4 protein-coding genes are annotated in these 4912 nt (G+C 40.9%); all 4 read left to right on the forward strand.

The window, feature by feature from the left end; translation table 11 throughout:
• Window positions 1-267: 267 nt before the first annotated feature.
• Complete coding sequence (locus V7K42_RS15990) at window positions 268-1254, forward strand: hypothetical protein (RefSeq protein WP_334917694.1); 987 nt, start codon at window positions 268-270, stop codon at window positions 1252-1254.
• Complete coding sequence (locus tag V7K42_RS15995) at window positions 1239-2174, forward strand: AAA family ATPase (protein ID WP_334917696.1); 936 nt, start codon at window positions 1239-1241, stop codon at window positions 2172-2174. Before V7K42_RS15990 ends, V7K42_RS15995 begins: the two co-directional genes overlap by 16 nt.
• Window positions 2161-3606, forward strand: a complete 1446-nt coding sequence (locus V7K42_RS16000) for a VWA domain-containing protein (RefSeq protein ID WP_334917698.1) — start codon at window positions 2161-2163, stop codon at window positions 3604-3606. The genes V7K42_RS15995 and V7K42_RS16000 overlap by 14 nt, the downstream gene beginning before the upstream one ends.
• A partial coding sequence (locus V7K42_RS16005; RefSeq protein ID WP_334917700.1) for a CHASE2 domain-containing protein occupies window positions 3603-4912 on the forward strand: 1310 nt, incomplete at its 3' end. The genes V7K42_RS16000 and V7K42_RS16005, both read left to right, overlap by 4 nt.

Raw genomic sequence — 4912 nt, forward strand, 5'->3', positions numbered from 1 at the left:
TTTTAATTAAAATTCCAGCATAATACATACTGAAGAACCCGTTTTATTAGGGTTTTATGTGAAATCTTGTTTAAAAATTAGATATGAGTCCTATACTAAGTCTGTTAACTGGTATATTTCTAAAATAAAAAATTGTATAAGTCATATATTATAGCGTAAGAATGATGTTTTAGCTATTTAACCTATTGAAACAGAATGTAATTAACTGAATTTCACCTTGCTAATCTGGAGTATTGAGACAACATTTTTGGCTCAAAAAGTAACTGGATGTCCACTGAGCAGCACCTACAATACAAACGCCAGGGTTTACAAGAACCGTATGACTTAGTAGCCAAGAAGCTAATACGGTTACGTTGTGATTATGCGATCGCAGCAGATACTCTCATCCGCTTCCAATTAGAAAAGCAAATTGAACAAACTGAAGCTGAACTAAACGAATTAGCTCAACAGCTTGACGAGCTAGAACGAGCTTTATCTAGTGGAAAAGTGTATCGTGCTTTGTTGAAATTGGGCTATCGAGAGCAGACGCGCTCATTTCGGAGATTTATAGAGACACATTCAGTAGCAGCCTTTCTAATCCACGGTTCACTTTACTATGGTCAACGCTGGTTGTTGAATCGGCTAGTGGTACAAAATGTTCCCAATATTATGATGGGAAAGATTGTGCGAATTGAACTCAGTCGCATTGCTCGGAGGAGTGACATTACTGCTTTGTGGCGTGAACTTGCGGGTAGAGTTGGTCTGGGTAGGCAAAGCTCGATTCCTGAAATTGCCGAACGAGTTTATCAATGGTGGCTAACTCAGAATGTTCTGCTAATTTTATACGATGTCGACTGTCTTTTGGAAACTTGTTTGCACGATATGATCCAAGATTTCTGGTTAATATTAGCAACTAAAGTTAAGACAGCTAGCCCGCAAGCGAGTCAATTCAAATTATTAATGTTCCTGGTAGATTATGATGGCTGCGTAGGTAGTTGGAATATTCCTTTTGTAGAACGACTCGACTCTACTTGGAAGCCAGATAACCCTGTGAAACTGCCTCAGATTAACCAATTTTCTGACGATGAACTGACTAACTGGCTAGAGTATGCAGCAGATGAATTGCCTACTAAACTGATAGATCGGCTAGATGAAACAGTAAAAACAATACTGAAAAACAGTGATAATGGCATTCCAGAACCCGCATTGGGCGAAATTTGTCACCTGTCTGGCTGTAATTGGTATGACGAAGAGGAAAAATGGTTAAGGCTGTAGGCGGAAAACTCTTGCAATATACAGGTAAAGTGCAGCCCCAACTAGGAGAAAGGGGGGCAAATGGACAGTTATTATATCCCTATTTGCCTAATCCTGAACTGGTAGAAGCAGTCAACTTAGCGATTTACTTGGAACGTCCTTTACTCGTGAAAGGTGAACCGGGATGCGGTAAGACTCAACTTGCAAGTGCAGTTGCTTACGAGCTAGGTTTGAACTTGGAAGCTTGGTATGTCAAATCCACTAGTCGGGCAAGGGATGGCTTGTATAACTACGATGCGGTTGGACGTTTGCGGGATGCCCAGCTAGCGGCTTCCAATCGGCTGACAGCAGAACAAATTCAGCGAATTGATGACCCAGCTACCTATGTACGCTGGGGCCCTCTGGGAAGATCATTTCAGCAAGAAAATCGCACTGTCGTACTGATTGACGAAATTGATAAAGCTGATATTGACTTTCCTAACGATCTGCTGCTGGAATTAGATGAGCGGCGGTTTATTGTTGAGGAAACAGGTCAGGAAATTGAAGCAAAGGCAGCACCAATTGTTTTAATCACCAGCAACGATGAGAAAGATTTGCCAGATGCCTTTTTGCGTCGGTGCTTGTTTCACTATGTTGAATTTCCTAGTCGTGAGCGGTTGATACAGATTGTTAACGCTCTGTTTCCTGCTTCACCCCAAGCTTTGGTAGATAAAGCAATAGTTCGCTTCTTCCTGCTGCGGGAAGAAATGCAAAAAGATAAAGGTGAGGCTGGCAAGAAAGTTAGCACCAGCGAATTAATTGACTGGTTCCGCGTCCTGCGTCGATATCCTCAAGATGATGCTCTGGCAAAATTGGATGGCAAGATACCTTATGCTAGCGTGTTGCTAAAAAGTTGGGATGACCATATCCGTTATTTGAGAAAGAGCCGTGGAAGTGAATGATTTACCTTTACTAGAACTTTTTACTAAACTGCGTGAAGCTGGCTTACCACTAGGTATTGATGAGTATCAGTTAGTTTTACAAGCTATACAAGCTGGTTTTGGGATTAATGACCAAGCTGCTTTGAAACGTCTTTGCCAGACTTTATGGATCAAATCTGCTGAGGAGTTGCAATTATTTGAATATAATTTTGAGCAAGTGATGAGCAGTAACGGTGTCTTGGCAACTTTGCCAACATCGACTATGACAACTCGGCAGCGTCAGCTTTCTCAAATAACTCGCTATCTAGCATTAGCTGGAGCTTGCATTATAGGAGCTGGAATTATTTGGGGGATAACAAGCAGAAATCAAAATCAGACTACCAAACCTCAGCCCACTCTATCTCAGACACCCGGATTAATTAATCCAACTCCAACTCCAAAAACTAGTCCTACTGCGACTACAGCACCGCAGACGAATCAAACCCAGAATGAGAATAATTGGAAAGCGATCGCCTCATTTATAACTCTCGGTTTTCAAGTAGTTGGAATAGGGTTAGCTTCTGTATCTGTCTTAACTGTTATATATACAATTATTAGATGGCTGACTCAGCGACTATCTAAACAAACAACCAATGATGATAACTCCCTTCTCCAAGCAACTACAGACACACCCACTTCAGATATTTCTTCAAGTTTGACTCAAGTAATTGAAGATGAAGTGCAAGTAGCCCAGACAGTTTTGCAAGCAAGCAGCAGGAACGACCAAACTTCTTACAATCAGTTTATTCTTTCTTTCGACTACCTACCTGTCACTCAACGGCAGATGAAGCAGCTGTGGCGTTACTTGCGACGGATGATCCGGGAAGGAGTGACAACTGAGTTGGATATGGAAGCAACAATCAAACAAATTGGACATCAAGGTACTTTTCTAGAACCTGTAATTGTACCGCGTCGGGTGAACCGAACTGAATTATTGTTACTTATTGACCAAGATGGTTCGATGGTGCCGTTTCATTCTCTATCACAACGCTTGGTAGAAACTGCTCTTCGGGGAGGACGCTTAGGAAGATCCAATATCTATTACTTTCATAACTGTCCAGTAGAATATCTTTACCAAGACCCTAATCATCAACAAGCTGAACTGATTGAAAATGCTTTAACCCAATTGCGTCAAGAACGAACTGTTGTACTTATCTTTAGTGATGCAGGTGCGGCTCGTGGTGGTTTTAATCCAGAACGTATTGATTTAACTGGGGTATTCGTGAAACAACTCAAGCAATATGTTCGCCATATTGTATGGCTAAATCCAATGCCGCGATCACGTTGGCTTGGCACTACAGCTGGAGAAATTGCCCATCTAATCCCGATGTATGAAGTCAACCGCCGAGGTATGCAGGACGCAATTGATGTCTTGCGCGGACGCTCTCCAAATTTTCAGGAGCGGATAAAATGAGTAAAATCAAACCTGAAGTGGCTAACCGACGCATTGAGTCTTTTAAAAAACGTTTCGGAAAAGCGCATCTATATTTGGCTTATCATGGGGCTTTTCCCTTAGCGCTCACACCCGATTTGTTATATCGTTTGTGGGCTAATTTCCAACGAGATATTCATGGTCAAGTGCTAAATATTCCTTGGGTAGGTGTAGCGGATCTGCTGCTTTCTAGCCTATGCGATGAAGTTGGGCATGAACTCTACGAGATGGATTTACCAATACGAAAGGAACTGCTTAAATCTTTGAAGGAAGACCCAAGTTTTGGTAAACAGCGACTTGATGAACTTGCTAACTTTCTACTTGATTACATCCACCCACAACTTCGTAACGATGATCCTGATATTCAAGACCTTGCCCAAGCTCAACGATGGACTGCATTAGCTTATGTACTTCCTAGTGAAGCAGCTCACGAACTAGCATTGACTTTATCAAAATTGGATCAAAATCAAGACAAAGCAGAAGTATTACGATTAGCCTCATTAGTAGAAACAGTTGCCGAACCACTAGCAGAATTTGAACCATTATTAATATATACCCGTGGAATTGTAAACTTTATTCGTGGTAATTTAGAAAGTGCAGTAACTCAGTTTACAAGAGTTGATATTTATCAAAATAAAATCCAGGTAGCTGGAATAAATTTACTCGTTCCTGAAGAAATTATTAAAGCAACAGAGAGAGTAACAGGGCATTCTCTAAACGATGTTAGCCGATTGGTAAATAAAAATTCGAGTTCAATTCTTAAAGTATTTAGTAGGCAACTTACAAGTAGACAAGAGTTAATTAACAATAGCAAAACTTCATCTAGTAGGCATCCTTTTGATACATCTCCTAATAGAGGGTGGTTGCAAACTATTTTGGTCATAAGTGTAGGAGTCACGGCCTTAATCTGGGGAGTTCGTGAACTCAAATGGTTACAGCCTTGGGAGTTAAGAGTTTATGATCAGATGTTGCGATCGCGTCCAGCACAAGCACCTGATAAGCGAATTTTGTTGGTAAAAATCACTGACGACGATCTCAAACGAGAGAAATGGACTCTATCAGATCGGACAATCAATCAGCTATTAAAGAAAATAGAGTCTTATCAACCGCGAATTGTTGGTTTATATCTTTTCCAACCAGAAGACAACAATTTGGCAACTAATTTTCAAAATCAAGATAACATCATCACCACTTGTTTGTTCAGCAGCTTGGGTAGAGATGAAATCCCACCACCGCCCAATTTTCCTATAGATAATGTTGGGTTTAGTGATGTGGTTGCTGACAATGA

This window comes from Nostoc sp., assembly GCF_036917455.1.
GTDB lineage: Bacteria > Cyanobacteriota > Cyanobacteriia > Cyanobacteriales > Nostocaceae > Nostoc.

What these genes read in the sequence shown, in the direction of transcription:
- V7K42_RS15995 (WP_334917696.1), top strand. Translation starts at nt 1,239, where the DNA reads ATGGTTAAGGCTGTAGGCGGAAAACTCTTGCAATATACAGGTAAAGTG.
- V7K42_RS15990 (WP_334917694.1), top strand. Translation starts at nt 268, where the DNA reads ATGTCCACTGAGCAGCACCTACAATACAAACGCCAGGGTTTACAAGAA.